The sequence below is a fragment of the Phytohabitans sp. LJ34 genome (assembly GCF_052068095.1).
Taxonomy (GTDB): domain Bacteria; phylum Actinomycetota; class Actinomycetes; order Mycobacteriales; family Micromonosporaceae; genus Phytohabitans.
The window spans coordinates 160775-184639 of the sequence record NZ_JBQHDG010000023.1 but is presented as its reverse complement, the minus strand read 5'-3'; the positions used below and the strand labels follow the sequence as shown (position 1 = coordinate 184639).

Sequence of the window (23865 nt, the reverse complement as noted above, 5' to 3'; positions counted from 1 at the left end):
GCGCCCAGCGCGCGTGCAGCTCCACGGACTCGCCGTCGAGCAGGGCCTTGATGACCGGCTTCACGTCGTACGCCCGGTTGGGCTGCGCCGGCATGAGGGCGGCGAGATCCACGCCCTCGCGGGCGTCCGCGGCGGATATACGGCCTTGCTGGCCCAGCAGTACCGCGAGCCGTCGACCGATGGCCAGCGCGGACTCGTTGTCATCCGTGGTCACGTGCACCACGCCGGAACGCCGGCCGTGCGGCTCGGGACCGCCCAGACACTCCATGTCTACCTGCTCACCCGTGACCGAGCGGACTGCCTCCGGCCCGGTCACGAAGATCCGGCCCGCGCCCGCCATCACGACGATGTCGGTCAGCGCCGGCCCGTACGCCGCGCCACCGGCCGCCGGGCCGAGCACCACCGCAATCTGCGGTACGCGCCCCGAGGCCCGCACCATCGCCGCGAAGACCAGGCCGACCGCGTCGAGTGCGACCACACCCTCGGCCAGCCGTACACCTCCCGAATGCCATAGGCCCAGCACCGGGACCCGCTCGCGCACCCCGGCGTCGATCGCTTCGACGATGTGCCGGCAGCCCTCTCCGCCCATCGCGCCGCCCGGGTCGGCGGCGACGGCGTACGCCACCGCTGGCATCCCGTCGATCAGCCCTCGCCCCCACAGCACGCCGGCCTGCTCACGGGCCTGCGTGATACGAAGCCATCCGTCGTCGAACAGCTCGCGAAGCCCGAGGTTCGCACCCCAGAGATCCAACGGCCCGGCGCCCGTTGTCCAGGGCGCAGGCCGCTCCATGGCTCTCCTCAAGTCGGTGTCCGATGACCGCCGCACTGGACCGGTCTCGGCTGGCCAGGCTCTAACCTGGCCCGGTGCGGCGGCGTCGAAGCAGAGTGTGCCGTGACATCGGCGCTGTCACCCCGGGGAAGACCCGAGTACCGCGCCGCCGACCTTCGCCTGAAGCCGCGGTACCGCTGCTCGGCTACGGGCATGAGGTGTAGCGTTACTTGGTATGAGGGCGGAGGTACTGAAGGGCCACCTGGACGGCTTGATGTTGGCGGCGCTGGAGGACGGGCCGTTGCACGGGTACGCCGTCATGGAGGCGCTCCGTACGAACAGCAACGGGACGTTCAACCTGCCGACCGGCACGATCTATCCCGCACTGCACCGGCTCGAGCGCGCAGGCCTGGTCGCCGCGTCGTGGTCGACCAACGAGGGCCGCCGCCGGCGTTCCTATTCATTGACCTCAGCGGGGCGCAAGGAGTTGGCCGCGCAGCGGGCGAACTGGCAGGAGTTCTCCAGCGCGATGTCGGCGGTGCTCAACGGGGAAACCTCATGGCCGGCGCCGGCGTAACAGCCCTGCCGCCCGACGTGGATCCCGCCGCGCGGCCCTCGCTCGAGGACTACATGGACGAGCTCGCGCGTGGGCTGCCCGGGTCGCGGCGGGCGAGGACGGCGATCCTCGCCGAGGTCGGCGACGGCCTCGCCGACACTGTCGAGAAGTATCAGGCAGAGGGAGCCACGCCCGACCAAGCCGCCACGGCCGCCATCGAAGAGTTCGGCAGTCCACGCTCGCTGGCCGCCCATTTCGCCACCGAGCTGGCCGGCATCACAGCCCACCGCGTCGGGCTCGCGTTGGTCTGCACCGGACCCGCCGTGGGGCTGGTGTGGCTGGCCGCGTTCGTCGCCCGAGGCGAGGGCCTCGGCTGGAGCGGTGAACTGACCGCCATGCTGTCGACCATCCCGACCTACGCCGTCGTCCTCGCGCTGGTTGTGCCGGCCGCCTTACTCGCCACGGCAGGGGCTGGCACGGTCGCACGACGGCTTCCGGTTGGTCCCCGGCTGGCGGCCGCCGCGGCGAGCTTCGCCGCCATCGGCTGCGTTGTCGGGGATGCCACCTTGATCACCGGCCTGATCATCTCGACCGTGCGCGGGGCCGACGAGTCATGGCTGGCGTTGGTGGCAGTTCTCGTCAGCGGCGTCCGCCTCACTCTTGCGGGGCTGGCGGCGCGCCGGTGCGCCGCGCTCCGGGCCGCGGCGGCTTGAGCCGTGGCGCTCCGAAGCGCACGAGACCCAGGACGATCAGCGGCACGCCAACCGCCGCCGGCAACACCCAGTACGCCAGATGTGGCAGGCGATCCCACACCGGCAGCTGCGAGCCGTTGTCCACGTAGAAGCCGGTGAGCAAGGCGATGTACGAGCCGCCCATCCCCGCCGCGTGCCACACGGCCCAGTTTTGGGGGCGGCGCCGGCGGGCGATGCGGCCGCCTATAGCGAGGGTGTAGGCGATCGCGGCGATGGCGAACAAGTGAGCGTCGCGGCTCCAGCGCATACTCGCCATCACGGTGGCGGTCGCGAACACCGCGCCCAAGCCCCAGAAATACACGGTGCCGGCCGCCGGGTGGCGACCCCCTTGCTTGCGCGACGCGGCTGCCAGGGCGCCGCTGACCACAGAGGTCAGGCCGGCCAGGATGTGCACGACGAGCGCCGCGCGGAACACCGGACCGCGATCCGAAATGACGACGGCCGCGGCTTCCGCCGCAATGACATGGACGGCCTGCATGCCGGCCTCCCGGACCGCAGTTCCTTGTAGCATTGCTACATGTAGCGACGCTAGTGTATTACCCGATGCCGGTCAACTCTCGGAGGGCGCCGTGATCTTCTCTGTCTCGATGGCCTCCATGCCCGTGACGATCGTGCGCTCGATCGCGCTCTTCCTGCTCGCCGCCCTCGCGGAGATCAGCGGCGCGTGGCTGATCTGGAAGGGTTGGCGGGAACACCGCGGCCTGATCTGGATCGCAGGTGGAGTGCTCATCCTCGGCCTCTACGGCTTCCTGGCGGCCCTCCAGCCAGAGCAGCATTTCGGACGCGTACTCGCCGCCTACGGCGCCATCTTCGTCGCAGGGTCACTCGCCTGGGCCGCCATTGTGGACAAGTTCCGGCCGGGTCGCTGGGACCTTGTTGGGGCTGCACTCTGCCTTCTCGGCGCTGCCGTGATGATGTACGCCCCCCGCGACTGACCCTTCGCGGCGAGCCGTCCCGACAGTGGAGGGAGGGCGTCAAAAGTGAGATGGCCAATAGCCCGCCGAGCCAGCCACGCTCGGAGCAGGTTCGATCCGGGCGGTTCGTCGATCCCGACCGCGCTTGGCCGGCCTTGACTCGGTACTCGGGTATCGGGCCTACGGTCAGCTGGTGGGAACTGACGTGTATGACATGGCGATCGTGGGGTCGGGTGCGGCTGGTTTCGCGGCGGCGATCGCGGCCCGGCGGCGGGGTGCCCGGGTGGTGATGGTCGAGGCCGGCACGGTGGGTGGGACGTGTGTGAACACCGGTTGTGTGCCGTCCAAGGCGCTGTTGGCCGCGGCGCGGGCTCGGCAGGTGGCGGTCACGGCCAGCCGCTATCCGGGGATCCGTGCCGAGGCTGGGCCGGTGGCGTTCGGCGAGCTGGTCGCCGGCAAGGACGCCGTGGTGGAGGCGATGCGCGCCGATAAGTACGTCGCGTTGGCCGCCGAGCATGGCTGGCCGATCGTGGCGGGCACTGCCCGGTTCGCCGCCACCGCGGGCGGGCCGGTGCTGGACGTCGAGCTCGATGGGGGCGGCACCAGCCGGCTGGAGGCGGAGCACTATCTGGTGGCCACCGGCGCCGCCGCGTGGATCCCGCCGATTCCCGGGCTGGCCGAGGCCGGCTACCTCACCTCGACCACGGCCGTGGGTCTGGAGGTGTTGCCGGAGTCGCTGGTGGTGCTCGGCGGCAACGCGACCGGGCTGGAGCTCGCGCAGCTGTTCGCCCGGCTCGGCACCAGCGTGACCGTGGTGGAGGCGGCTGGCCGGTTGGCTCCGTTCGAGGAGCCCGAGGTGTCGGCCGCGATCGAGACCGCGTTCGCCGCCGAAGGCATCACGATCCACACCGGCGCCACGGTCTCCACTGTGGGCCGGGACGGCGACCGGTACCGCATCACGGTCGACGGCGACCACCTGGCGCCGCAGCGCCTGTTGGTGACGACCGGCCGCCGGCCGGTCACCACCAGCCTGGGGTTGGTGGGAATGGGGGTCAAGACCGGCCCACGCGGCGAGGTGATCGTGGACGACCAGCTGCGGACTAGCAACCCGCGAATCTGGGCGGCCGGTGACGTGACCGGACATCCGCAGCTGGTGTACGTGGCCGCCGCCCACGGCAGCATCGTGGCGGACAACGCCCTCGCGGGTGCCGGCCGCGGCGTGGACTACCGGCACCTGCCCCGGGTCGTGTTCACCATTCCGGCCATCGGCGTCGCCGGGCTGACCGAGGCCGAGGCGACCGCCGCCGGACACACCTGCGACAGCAGGGTGTTGCCGCTGACGCAACTGCCGCGCGCGGTGGTCGACCGCGACACCGGCGGCCTGGTCAAACTCGTCGCCGACACGCGCACCGGTCGGCTGCTGGGTGTGCACGCGGTGGCCGACGCCGCCGGCGAGCTTGCCGCCGCCGGTGCCTGGCTGCTCACCGCTGGTGTGACAGTCGACCAGCTCGCTACTGGCTGGGCGCCGTATCTGACCGCCGCCGAGGCACTCAAGCTCGCCGCACAGACGTTCACCCACGACGTGGCCACCCTGTCCTGCTGCGCCGCCTAACCCCTTTGTGGAGGATCACGATGAACAAGCCACAGCTGCGGGTCGGTGTCACCACCGACCGCATCACCGGCGTATCCGCCCCGGCCCGCCGCGTGCACCGGGCCATCCTGCGCGCCTTCGCCAGCACCGGCCGGCCGCCAGACCGCGACAGCCTGACCGCCGTCACCGGCCCGAGCCTGGACGCCCTGCTGCGCGAACTGCACGACCGCGACGTGGTCCGCCTCGACGAACGCGGGGGCATCCTGGCCGCGTATCCGTTCTCGGGCCGACCCACCACGCACACGGTGGCGATCGCCGGCGGGGCGACCGTGTACGCGATGTGCGCCATCGACGCGCTCGGCATGAGCGCGATGCTGGGGCGCGACACTACGATTCGCTCTACTGACCCGCACAACGGCCACCAAGTCACCGTGACCGTCCACGATGGACAAGCGGCATGGGAGCCGGTGACCGCGGTCGTGGTCAACGGCGTAACGGGCACCAGCGCGGACGAGGACTGCTGCGTGCCGGCGGTCGACCGGTGCTGTTCCGTGCTGAATTTCTTCACCGACCCGGCCAGCGCCCATTCTTGGTTGGCCGCACGCCCGGCGGTGTCCGGCGTCGTCCTGGACCAGGGCGAAGCTATGCAGACTGGTGTGGACACCTTCGGCAGGCTGCTCGAGTAATAACAAGTTAGGCCGTGCGACGCTCCAAGGCTTGCGCGGACCGTGCCGTGCACGTGCCGCAGATGGCCACCCCGGGGCCGTGTACCAGCGGCTGGCCCGCCGATTCGGCGGCCCCGCAGAAGGAGCAGGCCGGACCGCGGCGACGTTTGCCCCGCCAGCCGATCCGGCGCGGGTTCAACGTGAGGTGGCAGGCCAGTTCCTTCTTGATGACGGCTATGTCTGCGCCGAGGTCGACAAGCACCCGGCGGGCCCGGCTCCCGGGATCGAAGGCGAGCACCAGCAGCAGGTGCTCGGTGCCGACCTCGACCCGGTCCGGATCGGCGGCGGTGGCCTGAGCGTGATGGGCGGCGGCCTCGATCGCGCAGACGGCTTCCGGCGACAGCATCGGCGGCCCGTCGCCGGGTGCGGGCGGGCCGAACAGGCGGCTGCTCGACTCCTGGAAGGCCGCCGCCGTCACCCCGATCTGGTCGAGGACCGCCGCCGCCACCCCCTCGGCCAGCAGTCCGGCCAGCAGATGATGGGTGCCCACCTGCCCGGCCTGCTCGGCCGCCGCGACCTCGTGCGCACGGTCCAGGCACGTTCGCAGCCGCGGCCGCACCACCACGTTCGCGGCGAGTACCGGCGTCGGCGGACGCTCGGTGAAGCGTTTGCGGGCCGCCTGCTTACTCACTCCCAGCCGGCCGCCGATCTCGGTCCAGGACACCCCGGCCCGGCGTGCCTCGCCGACAACGTGGTCGACCAGAGCGTCGGCCCGCTCACTCAGCCCACCCGCTAGGCCCACGGCGGCCTCGACCCGATTCAGATGGTCCGCACCCGCGGCGCGGTGGACCTGCGCGATCAGGTCATCCAGCGACACACCAGCCATCCGACAACCATAAGTTGTCGCACCGTGGGGTGACAACCCAAGGTTGTCGCTGAGGGTTGACTCTGTACCTGGGTACCGGGCCTATCGTTCGGGGGTATGAGAACGGGGCAGGTCGCCGATCAGGCTGGCGTCAACATCCAGACTCTGCGCTACTACGAACGCCGCGGCCTACTCCCCGCACCGGCCCGGCGGGCGTCCGGATACCGGGTGTACGGGCCGGACGCGGTGCGGGTGGTCCGGTTCGTCAAGCGTGCTCAACAGCTCGGGTTCACCCTGGACGAGGTAGAGTCCCTGCTGCATTTGGCCGAGGGCGGGCCGGACAGCTGCGACGGCGCCCGCGACCTGGCCACCGACAAAATCAGCGACCTCGATCGGCGGATCGTCCAGCTGACCGCGATGCGCCAGTCGTTGCAGCGACTGGTGGTCACGTGTGAGCGGCCTCGTACCCAGCGGGAATGCCCGCTGTTGCAGTCCATCGACCAACCCGGCAACCCGGATTATCCCGCCCTGGTCAGATGACGATCGCCGCTGACGGTGTCGAGTGGACCGTCACCCTCGACGACCAGGACTGGCGGATCTCCTGGCACCCACCGCCCCAAGTCCCGCCCGGTATCCCGCACGGCTCGGCTGCGGTCTGCCACGCCGACGGGCAGATCGTGCTGGTCAGCGACGACGGACGCAGGTGGGGAATTCCCGGCGGCCGGCCCGAGCCCGGCGAGGACTGGACCGCCACCCTGCACCGCGAAGTGCGGGAGGAAGCCTGCGCCACCGTGACCAGGCAACGGCTGCTCGGCTACAGCCGCGGCGCCTGCGTCCGCGGCCACGAGCAAGGACGGATCCTGGTCCGCGCCTGGTGGCACGCCGACGTCACGTTGCTCCCGTGGGAGCCGACGTTCGAGATGACCCACCGCCGGCTCGTCCCCGCCGACCAGGCCCCCGCTGTCATCTGGACGGAAGCCGGATACGAGCCGATGTACCGAAGGATTTTCGCCGAGGCCGCCCGGCAGGATCTCGGTTGCGGCCCCTCAACCGGCCAGGCGGCTCGACCGTGACCGACCCATCCCCGTCCCCGCGAGCCGACCCACCAGCCGTTGACGAGACATCGCCGCCGAACGGCGAGCAACTGGATCAGGAAGCGGCCGAGCGACCAAAGTCGCTGCGGCTGCTGCCCCGGATCACCACCGACGCCCTCCGGCTGGCATGGGCTTCCTCGCCGCGCCTTCTGATCGCCAACGTCGCGCTGAAACTGGTCAACGGCGCCGGTCTGGCCATCGCGCTGATCTTCGCCCGCAACCTCGTCGGCGACGTCCTGGCCGCCAACGACCGTGCCACGGCGCCCGGGATCGGTTCGGCCATCCCCGGCGGCTACATCGACCAACACGAAAACCCGCACACCGCGGCCGAACGCGAACTACGCGAGGAACTCAACCTCGCCCTACCCGCCGGCGACCTACTGGTGGTCGACTGGGCCTCACCAGCAGGACCCCGGCCCCGAGCGCTGGTGAACTTCATCTTCGACGGCGGCCGCCTCACCCGCGACCACGACATCCGCGTCGATCCAGACGAGTTGGAAACCTTCGGGTTCCACGACCCCGAGCAGTGCCGGCGGCTGCTCCCACCCCGCGTCGCACCGCGCATCGAGGCCGCTCTCGCCGCCCGCGCCAAGGGCACGGTGATCTGCCTGATTGACGGAGCCTCACCGACGCCCTCCTGATCGCGACCCGCTCTCACGGCGGCGGGCCCAGCCTTGCTGAGCTCGGCGGGGCGCGTACCTTGCGGAGACCTCTTCGGTGAAGGAACGACGGGAACCACCGGGACGCCTGCTGCGAAGCCACGGCCGGTGCAACTGGTCCACCCCGCGGGACAGAAGAGTGACATCCGGCGCCTGAGCGATCGGGACAGTCGCATCGGGACACCGCTGCGGGGACATCGCCGTCCCGGCCCACCGGGACGCGGGAATCGCGGCGTTGAGCGCCGTCCCACCGACCGTGTCCCGAAGCCGGGCGCAACAACCGAGACAACCGTGGGCGACCACCCGGGCGGCGCAGGTAGCCGTGGCCGCCGCACCTGGCCGGCGGCCACGACGATCCCCCTTCTAGGCCGCGCGACGGATACGACGACGAGCGGCGGCCAAGCGCCTGGTCGGGTGATAGGCCGTCTCGGCCTCGCGGACGCCACTTGAGCGTTGCGTCGGGCCGAAGATGGCTGTCTCCATCAGCTCGGCGGCCTTGCGCGCGCTCAGGTCCAGCACGTGGGTGTAGACCTCGTCGGTGGTGCGCCGGCTGGCGTGGCCGAGCCGGTCCTTCATGACGTGCTGCGGCACGCCGGCGTCAGCACCGGTGGTCGCCGAGGTGTGTCGTGCGTCGTGCAGGGCGATCACCGGCACGCCAGCGGCCCGGCAGCTCCGCTCCCATTCCTGCGTCAGGTACCGCGGGTAGTACGGCCGGCCGTCCTCGCGACAGAACACGTAGCCGCCATCGTCGTATACCTCGGCGGCGGCTTCCTTCTCGGCATCCCGGCAGCGCCGGTGCACACGCAGAGCGGTCACCGCGGTGGGCCCGATGGCCACGGTGCGCTTGCCCTTGCCCTCGGCGCCTTTTCGATGGCACTGTCACGGGATGTCGTCGTGCGCTGCCAGTAGATGGCGAGAGCACCGCCGTCCAAGTCGACGCGATCCCATTTGAGCCCGAGTAGCTCGCCGCGGCGCAGGCCGGCCACGATGGCCAGGACCCAGGCCGCGTAAAGCCGGTGGTCGGCCTGGTGAACTAGGAACTGAGCGGCTTGCTCTGCCGTCCACACGCCCTTGCGTCCCTGGGTCTCCCGGTCCTCCTTGCGCGGTTCGCGGACTCCGTCGACGGCGATGCGTAGATCCTTCAGCGCTTTCATCAGCACCCGGTGCACGGTCCGCACGGTGGTCCGCGACAACGGAGTGCCGCGCTTGCTGCCCCGCTTGAGCAGCGTCATATAGAAGTCGTGGATGGTGCGCTTGGACAGCGCGTAGACCTGCCGGCTGCCCAAATCCGGAACGATGTAGCAGTTGACGATGTCACGGTAGTTGCCCAGGGTGGTCTGCTGCACGTCCAGCTCCCGCTCACGGAGCCACACCGCCAGCTCGGCGGCGAGACTGCCGTCCGCGGCTAGGTCCGCGCGGGCGTACGACCTGCGGGCCTCGGTCTCCGCCGCCTGTGCGGCCTGCTGGGACACGAAGCCCCTGCGGTTCATCTGCCGGCGCTTGCCGTCGGAGGCCGGGGGCAGGTCGATGGTGAACATCCAGCGAGTCTGGCCGCGGGCCAACTGGTAGGGGTAGATAGCCACGGGTCGATCTCCTCCGCTAACGGGGCGAGGACTCGACCGACACTGCGCGATCACTGTTAGCGGAAACCAGGCAAGATCTTTAATCTTGCCTGGTCAGCCATGGTCGGGACGGCCGGATTTGAACCGACGACCCCTTGACCCCCAATCAGCGGCATGCTCACGCATGTTTGCCCCAGGTCACTGGAAGCATAAATCGGCCGAGTAAAGGAGTCCCACCGGACACACGATCCGGGTCCCCGCCCAAGGCCAGACAACACAGCAGGGTGCGAAGCGCGCTGCGCAGCCGGATGCGTCCCACGACACCGAGGTACCACAACACTCGGGCAGCGGCGGCAGCCAGATACGGACCGCCCTCACCCAGAAGACCCCGTAGTAGCGGCAGCCAGCCAACGCGACACGGTCGCTACGGGCACGGGCCCGTAGCGCGACAGCCACGGCACCGCAGCCCAGGCATTAGGGGCCCGGCGACGCAAGACCAACACCCGCGCTACAACAACAAGCTGCCACGCCGGACCGCGACCCGCTCCCGACACTGACGATCGGCCCAGCTTCGTCACCCCTCGTAACGGCCGGATCGCGGCTACTTATCTAATTTGATCTACGACTCCAGCCCGGCCAGGCTGGGTCGAGGTGGCCGGCGGGTTGCTCTCATTCGCGGCTGTCCACGGCTCAAGGGGTGTGACTCTCATTTGGCGTGCGCCCGCCGGTCACCGCTGCGGGAGTGGCTCAAGAGCGGTTTGCCCAGCTGGAAGTAGCGTTGCCCTCCTCGCAATAGTCCACTGTGTACAAGCGAGGAGAGCGAGCGCATGGGTCGTGTGGTGATCGGGATGGATCCGCACAAGCGGTCGGCCACGGTAGAGGTCATCGACGAACGCGAGCAGATGTTGGCGAAGGGCCGCTACGGCACCGACACCGACGGCTACCAGCAGATGCTCGCCGCCGGCCGCCACTTCCCCGACCGCATCTGGGCCGTGGAAGGCTGCGCAGGCATCGGCCGGCACATCGCCCAACGCCTGGTCGCCGACGGCGAACCCGTCCTCGACGTGCCCGCCAAGCTGTCCGCCCGGGTGCGGGTCTTCCACACCGGGCAGGGCCGCAAGACCGACCCGGTCGACGCGCACAGCGTCGCGGTGGCCGGGCTACGCACCCCGGGTCTGCGTGCCGTGACCGTCAACGACGCCACCGTGGCGCTGCGGCTGCTGGTAGACCGCCGTGACGAGCTCGGCCGGTCCCGCACCGAGACGGTCAGCCGCATCCACCATCTGCTGCTGGAGCTGATCCCGGGCGGGGCCAAGAAGTTCCTCACCCGCGGCCAGGCCAGCTACCTGCTGCGCACCGCGCCCGAACCGGTCGGCATCCTCGCCCGGACCCGTCACGACCTGGCCCGCGAGCTCATCGACGAGCTGACCGTCATCGACGCCAAGATCCGGGCCGCGGACAAGCAGCTACGCCAGCTCGTCTCCGCGGCGGGCAGCTCGCTACGCGACCTCAACGGAATCGGCCCATCCGGCGCCGCACGCCTCATCGGCGACATCGGTGATGTCGCCAGGTTCGGCAGTGCCGCCCACTTCGCCTCACCGAACGGCACCGCCCCGATCGAAGCGTCCTCCGGCGACCAACGCCGCCACCGCCTGTCCAGGCTCGGGAACCGGCGCATCAACCGGGTCCTGCACATCATGGCCATCGTCCAGCTGCGCCACGACACCCCCGGCCGCGCCTACTACCGGCGCCGTATCGCCGAGGGCAAGACCACCATGGAAGCCCTGCGCGCGCTCAAACGGCACCTGTCCGACGTGGTCTACAAGCAGATGCTCCGCGACGCCACACGCAATCGAGCCGGCGGGACGGGCCCGGCAGGACAATCGGGAGCGACTCTGCAATCCAGCGCGGACGGCCCAATCCCGACAGCCGCCACTTCGGACAAGTCACAACCCGGACCCGCCAGCGGCAAGCCTAGAACAAAACTCGCCGCAACCCCTTGACCTAGAGGGGAACCATGAGCGTGCGCCTGATCTTGCGGTCAGCACCGCGCGGATCGGCGACAGATGAGTAGGATGATCTTGATCCATGCGGCGAGGCCGATGTGGTGAGTCCGTGCACGGTGCGCTGCGCTGGGAAGACAGGCATTCGCGCCCGTGCGGCGGTGCAAACTCGGCGGGCAGCGCTCCCCCGACACAGCCCAACAGGAAGAATGACCGTGCAGTCGCGCGCGATCTCGCGGCCAACAGCTTTCAACACGGTGTCATGGGAAACGTTCCCGGGTGCACCCGCCAGCGTCCAGCGCACTGGGTAGCGGAGACGACGGCCGCTCAGATCTTCAGGAGCACGGACCCGCAAACTCGAACGGGACAGCCGACTCCCCCTCCAGGCCAGCGGCGATCGAAGCTCATCTCGCAACCGGCGGTCCCGCCGTCGATAACGGCAGGGATTCCGTGCTCGGACGCGGTTCGCGACTCTCGGCTGTTACCCGTGTTGTGGCCTGGCGCGGGCGAGGTCCCGGGCGAGCCGGGCCAGCGCCAGGGTCGGCGCGGACGGCTGCTCGTTGCGGTGGGCGAGAGCGAGGTCGACGACCTTCGCCGCGGGGTGAACGGCGTGGAAGGTGACGTCGTCGTGGTGGGTGCGGGTGAGCGATGACGGGACCAGGGAGACCCCGAGGCCGGCTGCGACCAGCCCGAGAATCGTCTGCATCTGCACGGCTTCCTGCACCACGGTGGGCGTGAAGCCGGCGGAGCGGCAGTAGTCGTCGATCTGGTCGCGCAGACCGGGGCCGAGGCGGCGGGGGAACAGCACGAACGGTTCGTGCGCCAGCCGGACCAGAGCGATGCCGCGGGTACGGGCGAGGCGGTGGCCGGCGGGCAGGGCCGCGACGAGGCGTTCGCGGCCAACCGATTCGACGTGCAGGCCGTCGGCGTCGGGCTCGGGCACCGGTGGCCGGAGCAGTCCTATGTCGAGCCGGCCCGCCCTTAACTGGCCGGCCTGATCGGCGGTGGTCAGCTCGCGCAGGTCCAGCGTCACGTCCGGGTAGCGGTTGCGGAACGCGCGCAGCAGAGGCGGCAGCAGGGTCAGCGCGGCCGAGCCGACGAAGCCGACCACGAGGTGCCCGGTCTCACCGCGGCTGGCCCGTTGCGCGGCGCGGGTCGCCGCGCCAGCGTGGTCGACCGCCTTTTGCGCGTCGGGCCGGAACGCTTCACCAGCGGCGGTCAGCCGCACCTGCCGGGTGCTGCGGTCGAACAACGCGACGCCCAGCTCCGCCTCCAGCGCCTGGATCTGCTGGCTCAGCGGCGGCTGCCGGATGCCCAACGTCTCGGCGGCCCGGCCGAAATGCAGGTGCTCGGCGACGGCGAGGAAGTAACGCAGGTGTCGCAGCTCCACCCTCTGACGATATGCGACGGATATCTAACAGTCGTCAGCGATATATGAAACGTGACGACAGCCCTCGTGGCCGAGAACGGTGGATGGCGACCTAAGGAGGAAACGATGATGAGGAACCTGCTGCTGGCCGGTGCCGGTGCGATCGTCGCGGCGACCCTGCTGCCGGTGACAGCCGACGCCACAGAGCACTCACGCACGATCCGAACAGATCTGCGAGTCACCAGCGATCCCGGTGTCCGGATCGCGGTTCGTGAGGTGCGACCGGCTCGCCCTTCACTACGGCCGCCGGTGCTGCTGCTACACGGCGCGCGGGTGCCCGGGGTGGCCAGCTTCGACCTGCCAGTGCCGGGTGGCTCCCTGGCCGGCGTCCTCGCGGACGCGGGCCACCGCGTGTACATCATGGACGCGCGCGGCTACGGCGCCTCCACCCGCCCGCCGTCGATGGAGCAGGACCCGCGGGCCAATCCACCCGCCGCCCGCTCCGCCGAGGTGGTCCGCGATGTCGCCGCTGTCGTCGACCTGATCAGCCGGCACACCCGCCACCCCCGGGTGGCCCTGCTCGGCTGGGCCACCGGCGGCCATTGGCTGGGCCAGTACGCCGCCGCCAACCCGCACCGCGTCAGCCACCTGGTGCTCTACAACACCTTGTACGGCGCCCACGACGGGCATCCGACCCTCGGACGCGGAAGCGACTACGAGGACCCCGACCGGCCCGGCCAGTTCCACGCGGCGGCTTTCGGCGCGTACCGGCTCAACACCGCCGACAGCCTGTTGCCGTCCTGGGACGCCGGCATCCCGGGCGACGACAAGACGGTGTGGCGTGATCCGGCCGTCGCGGCGGCCTACCAGCGGGCCGCGCTCGCCTCCGACCCGACCAGCGCCTCGCGGACCCCGCCAAGCTTCCGGGCCCCGACCGGGGCGCTGGAGGACAGCTTCCTACTCGCCACCGGGCGCCAACTGTGGGACGCCAGCCTGATCACCGCCCCGACGCTGATCCTGCGCAGTGAGTACGACTTCTGGAGCCGGCCCGAGGATCCCCGCGCGATGCGAGACCACCTCGTCCACGCCGCCGAGGTCCGCAGCGTCGAACTGACCGGCGCGACCCACTATGCCCACCTCGACCGCGACAACCACGGACGCAAGCGGTTCCTCGCCGAGACCACCAATTTCCTGGCCCGACGCTGAACTCGCTCAGGCGGCGGTTTTGCCGATCCGGGCCGGCCGAGCAGCCGTGCGGGCGACCTCGCCGACGCCTACCTCGACCTCGTAGCCGCCACCGGCAGCTCGGTGGGCGAACTCAACCGGGATCGGCCCGTCCCGGGCGGCCCGCCTGCTCGGTGACATCGCAGACGTCAGCCGGTTCCGCAGCAAGGCCCACTTCGCCTCGTGGAACGGCACCGCGCCGATCGAGGCATCCTCAGGCGACCAGAAACGCCACCGTCTGTCCCGGGCCGGCAACCGTCGCATCAACCGGGTCCTGCACATCATGGCCATCCTGCAACTACGCCACGACACTCCCGGCCGCGCCTACTACCGCCGCCGCGTCGCCGAAGGCAAGACCACGATGGAAGCCCTTCGCGCCCTCAAACGCCACCTGTCCGACGTGGTCTACCAGCGAATGGTCCTCGACACCCGACGCACCCAGACCAGCAAGGCCGGCCCGGGAGGACACCAGGCAGCGACTCTGCAATCCACCGCGGCCAGCCCAATCCCAACAGCCAACTCTTCGAACAAGTCACAACCCGGACCCGCTGCCCACCAGCCTAAAACATCCCTCGCCGCAACCCCTTGACCTAGAGGGAAGCCAAATGAGTGAAGTGGTGGGGCGACGTGGCCGTGTTTGCGGTGGCCGGCCACGTCGCTGGCTGCTCAACTTACTCGCTGATCGACAGATCCCGGCGGATGCCAGGCCCGTGCGGGCAAGGCCGCGACGCCAGGCATGCTGTGCCGGAAGGTACTCCCATACGCCGCCGGCACGGCAACGGACCAGGGCTCCTCGGGCCTAGCCGTGGGTCGGGCCGGCCAGCAGGGGCCCGCGTGGCGGTATGCATTGATGTTGAGGCGTCTCTAGGATTTCGGGTCTTCTTGACATGTAATCAAGTGCTCGACAGTTGAGCTTTGTGTCGTCGGACGGCTGCGGAGCGTTCGGCCAGTTGCAGCATGTACGCCTTCCGCGCGTGCTTCGCCATCGCGACGCGGGTCTCCTCAGGTAGCACGCCCTCGGGATCAACCTGACGCTCGAACCGATCGAGGAACGCCCTAGTGCCAGAAGACGTCCGGGCCGTCCGGTTGACGGTCCTGGCCCATGATGCGTGCGCGGCGATCCGAGCTCGGCGACTGCGCTGCGCCGCGGTCAACCCACTCCCCCGCACCCGGCCGCCGCGCCCATTCCGCTTTTCAGACACGTTCGCCTACCTTCAGCCGCGCGTGTATCTTCTGGGCGCGCTCGGCTGCGGCGCTCGCGCCGTAGCGGCGCGGCATGTCATCGGATGTCCAGCCCAGCAGGAGCATCAAATCGCCGGTGTCGCCGCCGGCCAGCTTCCACTCGTGGGCGAAGGTGTGCCGCCAGCGGTGAGCGTGCAGATGTGGCACGCCGGCCGCCTCGCCGCGGCGGCGGAGCATAAGCTTGATCCCGTTCGCGGCCAGCGGGTTGCCGCCGCGCACGGCGAGCCACAGGTGCTCGGAGATGGCGTACCGGTGCTGGGCGCGGGCGCGCAGGTATCGGCTCAGCGCTCGGCCGGTCCTCGGTCCGAATCGGACCTGCCGGTCCTTGGCACCCTTGCCGTGGTAGTGCACCACGTCGCGATTGAGATCGACGTCGGCGACGGCCAGGTGGGCGACCTCCGACAGCCGCGCTCCGGTGTTGTACAGCAGGCGGATGATCGCCTCGTCCCGTAGTCCGGCGAAGTCGTTGCCCTTGCACACGTCCAGGACGCTCTTGGTCTCTTCGTCACGCAGGACCGGGATGAGCTTCTGCGGTGTCTTCGGCTGCCGCATCCGCTCCATCGGCGACCGTTCGATGACCTCCTCGTCTTGGAGCAGCCAGCGGAAGAACTGCTGCAAGGCCTTGTACTTGTTCATCGCCGTGGACGGTGAGCGGGTCTGCACCATCCACGCCTGGAAGCTCTCCAAGTGCGCTCGCCGCACGGCCGTCGGATCCGCGGCGGCGGCCTCGGCGCTGGCATCGACACGGTGGTCGTCGAGATAGCGAGCCAGTTGCACGACTGCCAGCAGGTAGTTGTACCGGGTTGTCGTTGGATAGTTGCCGGCTCTCAGTGTTCGGTCCCAGTCCCGCACGAATCCGGCCCAGACGGCGGCAATTCCCGTTGTCAGCCGCACCAGATCTCCGGTCACGGCACTTCACCGTCTTCGCAGGTAGCCGCGCGCCGCTCCGCTCCCCTGAAGCTGCCGGTCACGTCAACGTCGGACGGCGTACGCGGGAGTGGACGCGTAGCTGCTTGTGTCTGTTCGAGATGACGCTCTCGCGTCGGATAGGCAGGCCCTTCATGTCCTTTGAAGGCCCAACAGCGCCGACGAATCTGTCGACCGGTGACGGTCAAGGAGCCAACAGCACCCAACAGCGCCGCTCGAGCCCGGACATCGACGGCCAACAGCGAGTGCTGTGCACTGGATCGTGTTGACCGGTGCCCTGGGCCGCAGAGACTCCCCTGACTGCCTGACCGGCAGCGACCCCCGCGACCGGACGCCGTGTCGTGGCGTGTTCGGGCCGTCGTGTGTCTCATGCCTTGCTCGTGGCGGCCTCTCACAACGGTCCCCGCCCCGGGGCGTTCGCGGCGAGCCGCCTGATCGCGATGTCGTGGTAGTCGGCCTTGATATCGATGCCCCAGTACTGCCGCCCGAACTGGACGGCGGCAACGCCGGTGGTGGCGACGCCACTGAATGGATCCAGGACGCGCCCGTCTGGTGGACATCCGGCCTTGATTGCCGTTGTCGGCAGATCCAGTGGATAGACGGCGAAATGGGCTCCGGCGTACGGGCGGGTGGGGATGCTCCAAACCGACCCCGGGTTGCGGCCTCTGGGGTGCGTGGTGGAGTGCGTGGTTCCGGTGGCCAGCAGGTGCCTGCGGCCTGGCTCGCTGTGCTGGACGGCCCGGTCGGTCGCGTATGTGGCGGGTTTGGCGCCGTAGGCGGTGGCTCCGCGGCGGCGGCGGGTCGGGCCGATCCCGCCTGCCTGGCCTTTGTGGCGGCCGCCGATGATGCGGGTGCCGTCGAGGGCGTCGGGTCGTGCGAGGGGGACGCGGATCGCGTCCAGGTTGAAGTAGTAGAAGCGGTTCTTGGCCAGCAGGAACACGTACTCGTGGGAACACGACGGCCGGTCCCGGACGGATTCGGGGGTGGCGTTGGGTTTGTGCCAGATGATCGCCTGCCGTAGGTACCACAGCCGGGTGTCCTGGAGCGCGAACGCGACCCGCCACGGAATTCCAATCAAGTTCTTGGCGGGCAGCAGATCCTGGGTGCGGGGCCGGATCAGGCCGGGGCGGCTGGTGGCGGTGCCGCGGTAGCCGCTGTAGGTGCCGCCGCGGGGTGCGCCGCCGGAGTTGAGGCTGTAGGAGTCGCCGAGGACCAGCCACAGCGTGCCGTGGTCGCGTAGGACGCGATGGACTTCGGTGAAGACCCGCACCATCGTGTCCACATAGGCCTGTGGGGTGGGTTCGAGGCCGTACTGGCCGGGCACGTCGTAGTTGCGCAGACCGTAGTAGGGCGGTGAGGTGACGACGGTGTCGACGGACGCGGTGGGCAGCGCGGTCAGGACGCGGTGGGCGTCGCCGAGGTAGAGGGTGACGGGGCCGTCGCGGTGGTAGAGAAACCGGTCGGCGGGTTCCGGCGCGGCAAGCGCGGTGCGGGTCATGATCGCCTCCGCGCGGCGTCGGCGGCCGTCTGGTCGCTGTTGTGGTTGTCGGTGGGGCGGGCGTGCCAGTCGGGGGTGGTGACCTGCCAGCGGGTGCGGGCGACCTGGTCGGCGCCGTGGCTGGTGCGGGGGCGGGTAGGTCGGTCCCAGCCGCTGCTGGCGGGGATGTCGGCGACGGCCCGCCAGCCGGCGGCGCGCAGGCTGGTGCCGGGCTCGTCGTGGCGGGTGTAGGTGATCATCCGCTGGTAGCCCATGCTCCGGGCGACCCGCCAGGCCGCGGCCAGCAGCGCGGAGCAGGTGTTGCGGGAGCCGTTGGTGGCCAGTCGGGTGACTTCGGCGGTGAGGCCGTCGTCGTGGTGGCGGGCGATGGGCCGGCCGACCATCGCGACGCCGACCAGGTCTCCGCTTGGGGCGGCCAGGCCGATGGAGTATTTGTGGCCTTGCGGTGGTCCCAGGTGCCGGTGATGGGTGCGGATGAACGCGCACGCCTGCCGATAGCTGATCGGACGGATCCGGGGCCGCGACCCGCGACGGACACGGTCAGTGCTGCGACGGGCACCGTGGCGGGTCATCGTGGGGCTCCGTCCGCCTGGCCGGCGGCCACCTGGATACCGCAACGCACAACAACGGGGTTGGCCGCCCGCCGTTCGCGGCCTGCTCGCCGCGGACTGGAGGTCGTGTCGCTTCGGCGGGCCGGCCGGGTCGCGACATCCTGGCCGTCCGGTCGCGACCGGTCTGGCCTCCTGGCGGCTGCGCCGCGACACGTCGCCTCGACGCAGCGGCGCATCTCGGGTGACGGCAGCCGGCCGGCGCCGGTCTTCGCGATGGGACGTTCGCCCTCTGGCCGGCGACGTGGTCTGCGCCCGAGCTGTGGTAGTCGAAGGGTCTGTGGGGACGGGGCGTGGCCGGCCTGCGGTTTCAGCGTTGACGTCTGGAGGCTATGCATCGGTACCTACCGGCAGGACGAAGACCAGTAGGTCTTGGTAGTGGCCACCGGTCTGGGCGGCGTCGTGGTGCAGCGCGGCGACCTCGTCTGGGGTGGCGACGTAGGTGAACCGGTCGGTGGCGATCGGCACCGTGACGGCGACGATGTGATGCAGCCGGCGCAGCTGCGCACGACAGGCCGCGGCGAGCAGGGTGCGGGCGTCATCGGTGTAGCGGCGGTCCGGTGTTGTGGTGGCACGGCTGACGAGCAGACACCCGTCGGGGGCCAGAAGCCCACGACAGGCGGTCAGCAGCTCCACCAGATTTCCGTCGGGCTTGTCCTGCTGGTGAGGCCAGCGCAGTGCGATAAGTCCGGCCGGCCGCGGGAGATGCGTCGGGGAGGGCACTCGGGTCGGCGAGGTGACCGGCATGTAGCGGCGACCCGTTGCCTGGGTCACCGAGCGGAAAGTTGGGTCGTTGTCGAGGTCGACGACCACCGCGCCGGGCGTGGTGTAGGTGCGCACCAGCAGTCGCGCCAGCCGGGCGGCGGGGTCGCTGCCGCTGTCGTGGCCGGTCGCGAATCGCCAGACAATGACCGCGACCGGGCCATCGCTGTCGTTGATGGTGAAGGCGTCGGCGGCGACGAGGGCGTCGGTGAGCCGGCCGACTGCGGCAGCCAGCTCAGTAGCGATGAGTTCGGTGTCGGTAGGTTCGTTGTGGACGTGCGGGGGTCCAGTCATACGCGGGTGTTGCTCCCGCGCCGGCCGGCCGTGTTCACATCCATACAAGGCCCAACAGAAGTGCCCGTTGGCGCTGTGTGACCCGATCCGCCACCCAACAGCACCCAACGGCCCTGACCAACGCCGCCAACACCACGTCGGCAGACAGCCTCCACCGCGGAGCGCGTGGCCGGACGCCAACCGTTGGCGGCTGTCGAGATCTACGGTGCTACTCGGCTGCCGAACTGTCGTCCGCGACGCGGATGGTGGTCAGGGTCAGCCACTGGTGCTGCTGCATCAGCTGCGGTAGCGGCCCTTGCCCCCGGCGGCCCGGCGCCACAGCTCTTGCGGTGTGGGCCGTGGCGGCGGCGTTGCGTCGTCCGTCGGGAAACGGGCGGTCAACGCATGGTCGACGTAGTCAGCGTCGACCAGGAACGGTGCGGCCGCCTCGACCACCGCGCGCGCCAGTCTGCTCACGTCGCGCCGTAGGTCGGCGGCGAACTCCTGGGTGATAAGAGCGGCGGCGTGGTCGGCGGCTGCCGAGCGTCGGTCGTTGGAGAGGCTCAGACCGCAAGCCTTCGCGCCGCTGCCGCGTGGTGGAGGCCGCCCAACGCTGTGGTGTGGCCGGCGCTGTTGTGCCCGTTGGGCGCAGGCACTTGTGGAAGGCGGCGCCGTTCGAACATCACGTTGGCCGGTATCGAGTTTCATCGAACAAACACCTTCTGCGTGGTGGTGATGACCTGCGCCATCGCGGGAGAACCTGTCCGCGACAAGGTTCTTGGCGCTCCGCGCTGCCGTTGCCGTCGCGGCCTCGTCGGCACGGCTGCTGAGCTGGCCCAACAGCCGGTCATCGCGGCGTTCCGGGCGTCTGCGCCCCGGGTGGACTTGTTGGCGGCTGTTGGCCGGCTCGCGTTGGGTTGATGTGGCTGGCTTGGGGTTGCGGCACACCCGGGTGGTGTCGCGCCTATCCCCTGTTCCTGCTCTGTGTCGGGAGCCAAGCCATGTCATCAATGCGAGTCTCCGCCTGGTGGATGTCGGCGCCGGAACACGCCGAATCGGCCTTCGACGTTCTCGCCGGCCCACCGTCGCCATTGCAGGTGGACGGCGAGGTACCTGGCTTTCCGGAGCGCACGCTGCGTCTGGACGAGCTACAGACGATCGTGCGGGCGGCGCGGACACCGCACCGGGTGCGGGTGGCGGTGTGGCGGGTTCTGGTGTTGCGGGCTCGCTACGACGGTCCGGACTGGACGGTGGCATGGGTCGGCTTGGCCATGCCTGGCCTTCGCCGGCGTGCCCAACTCCTCGCCGACCGACGAGGCGGCGACGCATGGCAAGACGCGGTGCTGACCGGCTTCCTCACCGCCGTCCGGTTGGTCGAACACGACGACCGGCCGGGCGGCCGTCTGTGGGATCCGTACCGTGTGCTGGAGCGGCCGGCAATGATGGCCGCCAACCATGTCTACCGCCGTGCTGGTCGCCGGCTGGCGTGGGTTCGTCTGGCGGTGCGGTGAGCGGGGTGGCTTCGTCGTGGCCGTCGTCGTCTCTGGCCGCCGCTGATCGGGCTTTCGCTCTGTTGACCTGCCCGCCGGCCCCGCTCGCTTTTGACGGTCGAGGCTTCGACGGGTTACCGGACCGCATCGTGGCTTTGGACGAGCTCAAGAAGCTGCTGCTCGGGCGGGGCATGTCCCGGCTGGAGCAGGACGCGGTCTGGCGCGAACTCGTGGTGCGGGCTCGCCGGGACGGTCCGGCCTGGGTGATCGCCTGCGTTGGCCTGGCCATGCCGGGCCTGCGTCGCGCGGTACGCCGGGTGGGCAGTGACTGGGCGTCGCCTACGGTCGACCTGCACGCCGAGGTCTTGGAAGGCTTCCTGACCCAGTTGAAGAGGGTCGACCTGGACGACGACCGGATCGTCGGGAAGCTGGTCGATGCCGGCACGCGTCGTGCGCGTAAAGCCCGCGACGCGGACGCCGACGCGTCCGCGATCCGCGTGAATCGGCCGTGGTCGCGGGCGCCGCTAAACCCGTGGGACCATCCGGACTGGGTCCTGGCCCGCGCGTTCGCGGCGGGCGTGATCGATAGCGAAGAGCACCAGCTGATTGGCCGCACTAGGTTGGAAGGTCACACGGTGGCCACGGTTGCCGCGGAGTTGGGCATCAGCGCAGCCGTCGCGGGTGACTGGCGGCGCAAGGCACAGCTGAAGCTGGCCGATGCGATCCGCGCCGGCGAGTTGGACCACGTCCGGCTGGACGCCACCCTGGTCCGCCGCCGTAAGCGGCTGCGCGAACTGTTGGGCGTCGTGCCGGTCGCCGCATAGCTGGTTTGTTGGGTGCTGTTGGGCGCTCAACAGGCCGTGGCGTGCTAGATCGGCCACCCAACACGAGCCCTTGGAGGGGCAAGGAGTCACCACGGCCGGACGCGGTCACCGGTGTCTCCCTGCGCCGCCAAGGGCTCAACCGTGTGTGGTGACGGGCTGGCCGACCCGGTTCGTGTTCACACCTGGCCCGCATTCGGCAGACAAGGAGCAACGCTCCCACCCGCTTGCCGCACGCCTTGTTGATCCCTTGGTGGCGCTTCCCCTACCGCTTCGTGCACGCCCCCACCTGTGGGTGGGGGCGGGAGGTGCCCGTCATGAACCGCATCATCCGTACCGTCGCCCGGACCGCATCGGCTGTGACCACCGCAGTCGTGCTGGCCGCGCCCGAACCGGGCGAGGACCCGACCGCCGACCTCGAGCTCGTTATCGACGACGCCACCAAATGGATCGCGGGGATCGCGTTCGCCATCGCGACCCTGTGCGGCACCGCTGGCCTGGCCCTGTACATGATGGCCGGCGGCGACACGACCCAGCTCGAACGCGCGAAGGTCGCGTTCAAGGCCGCCGCTGTCGGCTACGCCGGCGTGATCCTGACGCCGGTCTTCATGGGGATCCTGGGCCAGATCCTCGGCGAGATCTGACATGGGCTGGACCCCCTGGGGCTTCGGTGTCGAGGCGCTGCTGGATCAGGTCGTCAAGTGGTTGGGCGGTGTCGCCGCTGACGTGATCAACACCGTCTGGGGTTGGCTGGCCGCAACTGTGCTGGTCGTGCCGAACGTGACCGTCCTGCCCCAGGTCCAGGCCCTCCATGACCGTTCCTTGGCGATCGTCAACGTTTGCTATGTCCTGGCGTTTGTCGCGGTCGCGGTCGTGGTGATGGCCCGCGGCACGGTCCAGATGCGCTACGGCTTCACCGACCTGGCCCCGCGTCTGGTGATTGGGTTCGTCGCCGCGAACTTCGCTATGCCGATATGTGATGCGCTGATCACCTTCGGGAACGCGGTGACCCGGGCGATCACCGGGCAGGACATCGCCTCCGACGAATCGCTGTCCCAGATGCGGCGGATCGTCGAGGGGTCACTGGCGAACCCGGCGATCGGGCTGTTCACCACGATCGTTTCACTGAGCATCGCCGGTCTGGTGATGTGGATCATCCTCGGCTGGATCCTTCGGCTCGGGCTGGCCATCGTCCTGGTCGGCGTGGCGCCGATCGCTTTGGCCTGTCATGGGACTCCGTGGACCGATCCGGCCGCTCGGTTGTGGTGGCGGGCGTTGTTCGGCGCGCTCGGCACGGTGACCGCGCAGGCGGTCGCGTTGCACACCGCCGCGGTCATCTACTTCTCCCCCGACGCGCAGGTCGACCAGTTCGGGCTGCCCAATGACCCGACCGAGGTGTTCAACCTCTTCGTGATCGCCTGCATCCTGTACGCGGTCGCGAAGATCCCCAGCCTGATCCGCCAATACGTCACCCACAGCCGCGGCGGCGGCAACGTGCTCGGGATGATCCTGCGGGTCGCGGTCGTCCAGCAGGTGACCCGGGCCGTGACCGGCGGCGTGTGGGGCGGCGGACGAGCCGGCGCCGCCGCAGCCGCCGGCGGCAAGACCAGCCGATTTCCGCGCAGCGGAACCGGCCGGCTGCCCCGCACCACCCACACGCGGATCCGACCCACCTGGATCCGGCCACGCTCGGCTCGCACGTCGACCACCAACGCCAGTCACGTTTCGGCCAGCGCCGCAACCGCCGGCTCATCGCAGGCCGATGTTGATCCGGCCGCACGGTCGCGGCCGGTCGTGCCGTCGCATGTCACCCCGGGCACCGCGATGCCGCGCAAGCCGTCCCGGTGGTCGCGGCCTTGGGCGCACACCGGCTCGGCCACCGGCTGGCCGGCCGAGCCGATCCAAGGCCCGCAGCCGTCCACCGCCCGGTCCTACCAACGCGCCGTCCCGGCCACCTTGACCGCCTCCACCCACGGCTCACCGCTGATCACCGCGGGCGAACCCATCCGGGCCACCGCCCCAGCACCGGCTGGGGTCGCGCCCACCGGACGCCGCGCCACCGGCACCGGCTGGCCGGTCCTACCCGACCGGCCGGTCCGGACCCGGCCACGGGACCGGCCGCAACTGTGGCCGGACACCCAACCGAAATGGCCGCGGCCGGCCGGCTGGCACGCGCCGCCACCAGCCGCGACACCACCCCGAAACCGCTGAAAGGACCAAC

At 70.0% G+C, this 23865-nt stretch carries 26 protein-coding genes and 1 pseudogene; 16 read left to right on the top strand and 11 right to left on the bottom strand.

Annotated features, from left to right (window positions below; translation table 11 throughout):
* Positions 1-790 (bottom strand): carboxyl transferase domain-containing protein (locus ACTMTJ_RS35120; RefSeq protein ID WP_441222985.1); only part of this gene is annotated, 790 nt, incomplete at its 3' end.
* A 214-nt stretch (positions 791-1004) separates the two neighbouring features.
* On the opposite strand from ACTMTJ_RS35120, the gene ACTMTJ_RS35115 reads away from it, so the two are divergent.
* Together ACTMTJ_RS35115 and ACTMTJ_RS35110 are read left to right on the top strand one after the other, a co-directional pair.
* Positions 1005-1346, top strand: a complete 342-nt coding sequence (locus ACTMTJ_RS35115) for a PadR family transcriptional regulator (RefSeq protein WP_441222984.1) — start codon at positions 1005-1007, stop codon at positions 1344-1346.
* Positions 1328-2038 carry a permease prefix domain 1-containing protein gene (locus ACTMTJ_RS35110; protein ID WP_441222983.1) on the top strand — a complete coding sequence of 237 codons (711 nt, stop codon included), beginning with the start codon at positions 1328-1330 and terminating at the stop codon, positions 2036-2038. The genes ACTMTJ_RS35115 and ACTMTJ_RS35110 overlap by 19 nt, the downstream gene beginning before the upstream one ends.
* Here ACTMTJ_RS35110 and ACTMTJ_RS35105 read toward each other — a convergent pair.
* Complete coding sequence (locus ACTMTJ_RS35105) at positions 1980-2555, bottom strand: hypothetical protein (protein ID WP_441222982.1); 576 nt, start codon at positions 2553-2555, stop codon at positions 1980-1982. The genes ACTMTJ_RS35110 and ACTMTJ_RS35105 overlap by 59 nt on opposite strands.
* 124 nt (positions 2556-2679) lie before the next feature.
* Here ACTMTJ_RS35105 and ACTMTJ_RS35100 point away from each other — a divergent pair, with 124 nt between their 5' ends.
* The 3 genes from ACTMTJ_RS35100 (at position 2680) to ACTMTJ_RS35090 (ending at position 5268) form a co-directional block, all read left to right on the top strand.
* Positions 2680-3012 carry a YnfA family protein gene (locus tag ACTMTJ_RS35100; RefSeq protein ID WP_441222994.1) on the top strand — a complete coding sequence of 111 codons (333 nt, stop codon included), beginning with the start codon at positions 2680-2682 and terminating at the stop codon, positions 3010-3012.
* 172 nt (positions 3013-3184) lie between these two features.
* Positions 3185-4603 carry a mercury(II) reductase gene (gene merA / locus ACTMTJ_RS35095; RefSeq protein ID WP_441222981.1) on the top strand — a complete coding sequence of 473 codons (1419 nt, stop codon included), beginning with the start codon at positions 3185-3187 and terminating at the stop codon, positions 4601-4603.
* Between the two features lie 20 nt (positions 4604-4623).
* Positions 4624-5268, top strand: coding sequence for an alkylmercury lyase family protein (locus ACTMTJ_RS35090; protein ID WP_441222980.1), 645 nt, complete (start codon positions 4624-4626; stop codon positions 5266-5268).
* A 7-nt stretch (positions 5269-5275) separates the two neighbouring features.
* On the opposite strand, the gene ACTMTJ_RS35085 is transcribed toward ACTMTJ_RS35090, so the two are convergent.
* Entirely contained in the window at positions 5276-6133 is an 858-nt protein-coding gene (locus ACTMTJ_RS35085; RefSeq protein WP_441222979.1) for a Clp protease N-terminal domain-containing protein, read from the bottom strand.
* 96 nt (positions 6134-6229) lie between these two features.
* Between ACTMTJ_RS35085 and ACTMTJ_RS35080 the strand changes: the two genes are divergently transcribed.
* From ACTMTJ_RS35080 to ACTMTJ_RS35070, 3 genes are read left to right on the top strand one after another with little or no spacing between them, the layout of a single operon-like run.
* Entirely contained in the window at positions 6230-6652 is a 423-nt protein-coding gene (locus tag ACTMTJ_RS35080) for a MerR family transcriptional regulator (RefSeq protein ID WP_441222978.1), read from the top strand.
* Positions 6649-7185: an NUDIX hydrolase gene (locus ACTMTJ_RS35075; protein ID WP_441222977.1), complete on the top strand. Its 537-nt coding sequence runs from the start codon at positions 6649-6651 to the stop codon at positions 7183-7185. Before ACTMTJ_RS35080 ends, ACTMTJ_RS35075 begins: the two co-directional genes overlap by 4 nt.
* Entirely contained in the window at positions 7182-7847 is a 666-nt protein-coding gene (locus ACTMTJ_RS35070) for an NUDIX domain-containing protein (protein ID WP_441222976.1), read from the top strand. The genes ACTMTJ_RS35075 and ACTMTJ_RS35070 overlap by 4 nt, the downstream gene beginning before the upstream one ends.
* Positions 7848-8228: 381 nt before the next feature.
* Here ACTMTJ_RS35070 and ACTMTJ_RS35065 read toward each other — a convergent pair whose 3' ends face one another.
* Together ACTMTJ_RS35065 and ACTMTJ_RS35060 are read right to left on the bottom strand one after the other, a co-directional pair.
* A complete protein-coding gene (locus tag ACTMTJ_RS35065) occupies positions 8229-8702 on the bottom strand; it encodes a tyrosine-type recombinase/integrase (RefSeq protein ID WP_441222975.1) in 474 nt (157 codons plus the stop codon).
* Positions 8678-9403 carry a hypothetical protein gene (locus tag ACTMTJ_RS35060; RefSeq protein WP_441222974.1) on the bottom strand — a complete coding sequence of 242 codons (726 nt, stop codon included), beginning with the start codon at positions 9401-9403 and terminating at the stop codon, positions 8678-8680. Before ACTMTJ_RS35060 ends, ACTMTJ_RS35065 begins: the two co-directional genes overlap by 25 nt.
* An 851-nt stretch (positions 9404-10254) precedes the next feature.
* On the opposite strand from ACTMTJ_RS35060, the gene ACTMTJ_RS35055 reads away from it, so the two are divergent.
* Positions 10255-11430: an IS110 family transposase gene (locus ACTMTJ_RS35055; RefSeq protein ID WP_441222973.1), complete on the top strand. Its 1176-nt coding sequence runs from the start codon at positions 10255-10257 to the stop codon at positions 11428-11430.
* 481 nt (positions 11431-11911) lie between these two features.
* On the opposite strand, the gene ACTMTJ_RS35050 is transcribed toward ACTMTJ_RS35055, so the two are convergent.
* Positions 11912-12820, bottom strand: coding sequence for a LysR family transcriptional regulator (locus ACTMTJ_RS35050; RefSeq protein WP_441222972.1), 909 nt, complete (start codon positions 12818-12820; stop codon positions 11912-11914).
* 105 nt (positions 12821-12925) lie between these two features.
* Here ACTMTJ_RS35050 and ACTMTJ_RS35045 point away from each other — a divergent pair, with 105 nt between their 5' ends.
* The 3 genes and pseudogenes from ACTMTJ_RS35045 to ACTMTJ_RS35035 all read left to right on the top strand — a co-directional run bounded on the left by ACTMTJ_RS35045 (position 12926) and on the right by ACTMTJ_RS35035 (position 14612).
* Positions 12926-14005 carry an alpha/beta hydrolase gene (locus ACTMTJ_RS35045; RefSeq protein ID WP_441222971.1) on the top strand — a complete coding sequence of 360 codons (1080 nt, stop codon included), beginning with the start codon at positions 12926-12928 and terminating at the stop codon, positions 14003-14005.
* A gap of 121 nt (positions 14006-14126) precedes the next feature.
* A pseudogene (locus ACTMTJ_RS35040) lies at positions 14127-14297 on the top strand (transposase); the annotation flags it as partial.
* A gap of 9 nt (positions 14298-14306) precedes the next feature.
* On the top strand, positions 14307-14612 hold the full coding sequence (locus tag ACTMTJ_RS35035) for a hypothetical protein (RefSeq protein ID WP_441222970.1): 306 nt from the start codon (positions 14307-14309) through the stop codon (positions 14610-14612).
* Between the two features lie 605 nt (positions 14613-15217).
* Here the strand turns inward: ACTMTJ_RS35035 and ACTMTJ_RS35030 are convergent.
* The 5 genes from ACTMTJ_RS35030 to ACTMTJ_RS35010 form a co-directional block, all read right to left on the bottom strand.
* Positions 15218-16174, bottom strand: coding sequence for a tyrosine-type recombinase/integrase (locus ACTMTJ_RS35030; protein WP_441222969.1), 957 nt, complete (start codon positions 16172-16174; stop codon positions 15218-15220).
* A 409-nt stretch (positions 16175-16583) separates the two neighbouring features.
* Positions 16584-17690 carry a DNA-methyltransferase gene (locus ACTMTJ_RS35025; protein ID WP_441222968.1) on the bottom strand — a complete coding sequence of 369 codons (1107 nt, stop codon included), beginning with the start codon at positions 17688-17690 and terminating at the stop codon, positions 16584-16586.
* Positions 17687-18262, bottom strand: coding sequence for an XF1762 family protein (locus ACTMTJ_RS35020; RefSeq protein WP_441222967.1), 576 nt, complete (start codon positions 18260-18262; stop codon positions 17687-17689). The genes ACTMTJ_RS35025 and ACTMTJ_RS35020 overlap by 4 nt, the downstream gene beginning before the upstream one ends.
* Positions 18263-18628: 366 nt before the next feature.
* Positions 18629-19354 (bottom strand): hypothetical protein, encoded by a 726-nt coding sequence (locus ACTMTJ_RS35015; protein ID WP_441222966.1) that lies wholly within the window; start codon positions 19352-19354, stop codon positions 18629-18631.
* A gap of 276 nt (positions 19355-19630) precedes the next feature.
* Positions 19631-19810: a hypothetical protein gene (locus ACTMTJ_RS35010; protein ID WP_441222965.1), complete on the bottom strand. Its 180-nt coding sequence runs from the start codon at positions 19808-19810 to the stop codon at positions 19631-19633.
* A 524-nt stretch (positions 19811-20334) separates the two neighbouring features.
* Between ACTMTJ_RS35010 and ACTMTJ_RS35005 the strand changes: the two genes are divergently transcribed.
* From ACTMTJ_RS35005 to ACTMTJ_RS34990, 4 genes are all read left to right on the top strand, one after another.
* Entirely contained in the window at positions 20335-20844 is a 510-nt protein-coding gene (locus ACTMTJ_RS35005) for a hypothetical protein (RefSeq protein ID WP_441222964.1), read from the top strand.
* Between the two features lie 134 nt (positions 20845-20978).
* A complete protein-coding gene (locus tag ACTMTJ_RS35000; protein WP_441222963.1) occupies positions 20979-21647 on the top strand; it encodes a hypothetical protein in 669 nt (222 codons plus the stop codon).
* 314 nt (positions 21648-21961) lie between these two features.
* The gene (locus ACTMTJ_RS34995) at positions 21962-22288 is read left to right on the top strand and encodes a pilin (RefSeq protein WP_441222962.1); all 327 of its coding nucleotides are present in this window, start codon (positions 21962-21964) and stop codon (positions 22286-22288) included.
* A gap of 1 nt (position 22289) precedes the next feature.
* Positions 22290-23855: a hypothetical protein gene (locus ACTMTJ_RS34990; RefSeq protein WP_441222961.1), complete on the top strand. Its 1566-nt coding sequence runs from the start codon at positions 22290-22292 to the stop codon at positions 23853-23855.
* The last annotated feature ends 10 nt before the right edge of the window (positions 23856-23865 follow it).